Raw genomic sequence first — 3,714 nt, forward strand, 5'->3', positions numbered from 1 at the left:
CGGCCTTCTTTCGTGAAGGTCATCACTTTGACTATCTATGCGATCACGCGCTCCCCGAGATTATGGAGCGCAATCGTCAATCTCGGAAAATTCGCATCTGGTCTGCAGGCTGTTCCACGGGTGAGGAGGCATACTCTATCGCCATGGTGTTGGCTGAAAAGCTTGGCTTTGATACGTGGGATTGGCGTATTCTGGCGACCGATATCGATACCGATGTATTGTCTTCCGCCAACAGTCGTATCTATTCCGCAGACCGGGTGACCGGGATTGATGCATCGCGCCTCCAGCGTTGGTTCAAAAAAGGGAGCGGTAGTAATCAAGGGCTGGTGCAGGTGGCGAAGGAGTTAAACGATCGAATATCTTTTAAGCAGCTTAATCTAATTAAGCCATGGCCGATCAAAAATGAATTCGACATCATTTTCTGTCGAAATGTCGTGATTTACTTCGATATAGCAACGCAGAAGCGAATTTTTGAGGGTTATGCCAAGTGCTTGGCGGGCCATGGCAATTTGTTTATCGGGCATTCCGAATCCCTGCATAAAGTGACTAACCGTTTCGAAAGTCTGGGTCATACGGTGTATAAGAAGCGGGCTACTTAATGGATATGTTGAGCAATCCGGCACATCCCCGGCCTGAGGCTGCATTGCAGGGCTTTCGTCATATACGGCGTTTTTGGGATGCACCGCGGGAGCGCTTCGTCGCCAAAATATTACCGGGGCAATATTACGTCACGAACAATTCCGAAGCGATTTCGACAATTCTTGGTTCCTGCATCTCGGTGTGTATTCGTGACTCAAGCATCGGTATCGGGGGGATGAATCACTTTTTGTTGCCCGGTGGCAATGCCGCGTCTGTTCATGATGAGATTATTAAGCAAAAGCCCTGCGCACGCTATGGCATCCACGCTATGGATATGCTGATACAGGATCTTATCTATCATGGCGCGGACCGTCGTAATTTAGAAGTTAAAGTCACAGGCGGAGGCAAATTGATGTCTGCGAGTAGTGATATAGGCGATCATAATATCGCCTTTGTTCGTGAGTATTTGGCAATAAATAAGTTGTCAATTCATGCTGAAGATGTGGGTGACAGCTTTCCGAGAAAAGTGCTCTATTTTCCTGACACCGGGCGGTTGCTGATTAAAAAATTGCGTGATATATCTCTCGATCATATATGCCGTCGAGAGGATAAGTTTTTGCATAAAATTGAACGCCCAGAATGAGCCGGACAATTGGGCAAAGTATACGGTAATGACGTTGTATCTAAGTAAGAAGAGTGCAATTCAGGTGAAGTGTTATCTTCACTTAAGATGTTCTGTACCCCATATAAGGACATACAGCCATGATTAAAGTACTCGTAGTCGATGATTCCTTACTGGTAAGAAAAGCGTTAGCACGTGCACTTTCGGCTGATCCCGACGTTGAAGTGGTTGGTACCGCTGTTGATCCTTATGATGCGCGCGAAAAAATTAAACTGCTTAATCCTGATGTGCTGACGCTGGATGTATCCATGCCGCGAATGGATGGCATTACGTTTTTAAAGAATTTGATGCGGTTGCGACCAATGCCGGTGGTGATGGTATCCAGTTATACAGCAGATGGTGCCCAGGAAACCCTTGATGCCTTGGAGTTAGGCGCATTTGATTATGTGACTAAGCCTTCAGGTAGTCGAGTAGATATTGATCAATACAAGGCTGAGGTTTTGCAGAAAGTTAAAGCCGCAGCGAGGGCGAATATGTCTTCGTTGTCGCGCACTCGGACAAATGCAGAAGAGGGTGTTAATGCGGCGGTAGGCGGGTTGAGTATGAGAGATCCTCTGGAGCGCGCAAAAGTAAAAAGCAAAATGATCGCCATTGGTGCGTCGACTGGTGGAACGGAGGCGTTAAAGGATGTGATGAGGCTGATGCCGGCAGAGTGTCCTCCTATCGTCATTTCTCAGCATATTCCTGAATCCTTCAGTGCTCCTTTTGCTAAGCGCCTGAATGAGTCTTCTGCTGTTACCGTTAAGGAAGCGGAGGACGGAGATTTGATTTTGCCGGGTCATGCTTACCTGGCGCCAGGTGATGATCACTTACTGGTTGTGCGTGAGGGTGCAAATATACGCTGTCGCTTGAGCAAAAGTCCGCCCGTTAACAGGCACCGTCCAAGTGTGGATGTGATGTTTGATTCAGTTGCGCAGACGTTCGGGAAGAATGCCGTTGGTGTGCTGCTGACAGGTATGGGCAATGATGGTGCTAAAGGGTTGTTAGGGCTAAAAGATGTAGGAGCGATGACTATTGCTCAAGACGAAAAAAGCAGCGTTGTCTGGGGGATGCCTGGCGAAGCCGTTAAGCTTGGTGCCGCGCAGAAAATCGAGTCATTAACACGTATTCCTGACCGCATAATGGAGGCGGTTCGTAAAAGCTGCGGTGTGTAGCGAAATTGTTGGGAAGAGATTATCAGATGTCGTATGAATCTGTTTTGCCAGATACTGAAGTTCATGCCGGGCCTTCTATCGCTGATCAGCAGAGGGATCAGGATCTAATTCATTGTATGAATGCGGTGCTAAGTGGGGATTACACGATATCTCCGGTGGGGGTCGATCAGGTTTCGCAAACGCTGGCGACGCTGATTGATCATTTGCGTGATCGCACGTTAGGTGATCTGGACGATGTTGTAGACCTTTCCATTAAGTCTAATGAGACAGGTATCTATTCTGCCAATGTGCAGATGCACCTGCGAGAAATTGATCAGCGCACGCAGCAGATTGCGTCGGCCGCCGAAGAGATGAGTGCTTCAGTTAAAGAGATTAAGCGAAACTCCGACAGTATTGTGAATGAGGTCGGTGGGGCTTATCGCGTGGCTCAGTCTGGTGAAGTGGCGGTAGAAAAAACCGTTGTCAGCATGGATACAATTGCAGAGCGTGTTGATAGCACTTTGTCCAAGCTCCGTGCTTTTACCGGTTTTACTAAAAAAATCTCTGCTATTGCTGAGGATATTAAAAGCATCGCTTTTCAGACCAACCTGTTATCTCTGAATGCCTCGGTGGAGGCGGCGCGTGCAGGAGAAGCGGGGGCGGGATTTAATGTTGTTGCGAACGAAGTACGCCTGTTATCTTCTCGCACGTCGGATGCAACGCGCCAGATAGAGCAGTTGCTGCATGAGTTGCAAGAAGAGATGAGTGGTGTAGCTCAGCAGATTGATGCCAGTACGTTGGCAATCAATGAAGGGCAAAGTTCAGCGCGTGAGGCGGGCCATCTTATGGCCGATATTCGGAGTAATATTGATCAGGTAAATCAGATTTCTACGCAAATTGCATCGACCCTGACTCAGCAGGATGTGGCTGCACAGGACGTAGCAGCAGGTATTGCTGATATCGCATCTCATACCTCTCAGAATGTTTCTGAGATAGACCATGTACTGGATACAATGGATGAGGTTGACGGATTGATTAGTGATCGCATTAATGTGATGGCTGGGATTGACGTGCCAGGAAAAGTTGTGAAGTTGGCAAAATCAGACCATGTAATTTGGAAGCGTCGTCTGACGAATATGGTAGCGGGGAGAGAGGGGCTTAACGCGTCAGAGCTGTCGAACCACCATACATGTCGCTTGGGGCGTTGGTACAGCAGTGTAAATGTATCGGCTTATCAGAATCATCCCAGCTTCGTGAAACTGGCTATTCCGCATAAGCAGGTGCATGAGAGCGGAATCCAGGCGGTAGAGTTGTATAACC

The 3,714-nt window shown here is 48.1% G+C and carries 4 protein-coding genes; all 4 read left to right on the top strand.

The features are described from left to right. Positions 1-599 (top strand): protein-glutamate O-methyltransferase CheR (locus ABYW01_RS16545; protein ID WP_372834810.1); only part of this gene is annotated, 599 nt, incomplete at its 5' end. Then, positions 599-1,222, top strand: coding sequence for a chemoreceptor glutamine deamidase CheD (locus tag ABYW01_RS16550; protein ID WP_372834813.1), 624 nt, complete (start codon positions 599-601; stop codon positions 1,220-1,222). The genes ABYW01_RS16545 and ABYW01_RS16550, both read left to right, overlap by 1 nt. 119 nt (positions 1,223-1,341) lie before the next feature. Then, positions 1,342-2,415, top strand: coding sequence for a chemotaxis response regulator protein-glutamate methylesterase (locus ABYW01_RS16555; protein ID WP_372834814.1), 1,074 nt, complete (start codon positions 1,342-1,344; stop codon positions 2,413-2,415). 26 nt (positions 2,416-2,441) lie between these two features. After that, positions 2,442-3,714, top strand: a 1,273-nt coding sequence (locus ABYW01_RS16560; RefSeq protein WP_372834817.1) for a methyl-accepting chemotaxis protein, incomplete at its 3' end; no start/stop codon positions are given.

The organism is Pontibacterium sp. (genome assembly GCF_041587635.1).
In the GTDB taxonomy this organism is placed as follows: Bacteria; Pseudomonadota; Gammaproteobacteria; order Pseudomonadales; family Balneatricaceae; genus Pontibacterium.

Bases quoted from the DNA above. Each gene is read 5' to 3' on its own strand.
- ABYW01_RS16550 (WP_372834813.1), top strand. From the start codon at position 599: ATGGATATGTTGAGCAATCCGGCACATCCCCGGCCTGAGGCTGCATTG.
- ABYW01_RS16555 (WP_372834814.1), top strand. From the start codon at position 1,342: ATGATTAAAGTACTCGTAGTCGATGATTCCTTACTGGTAAGAAAAGCG.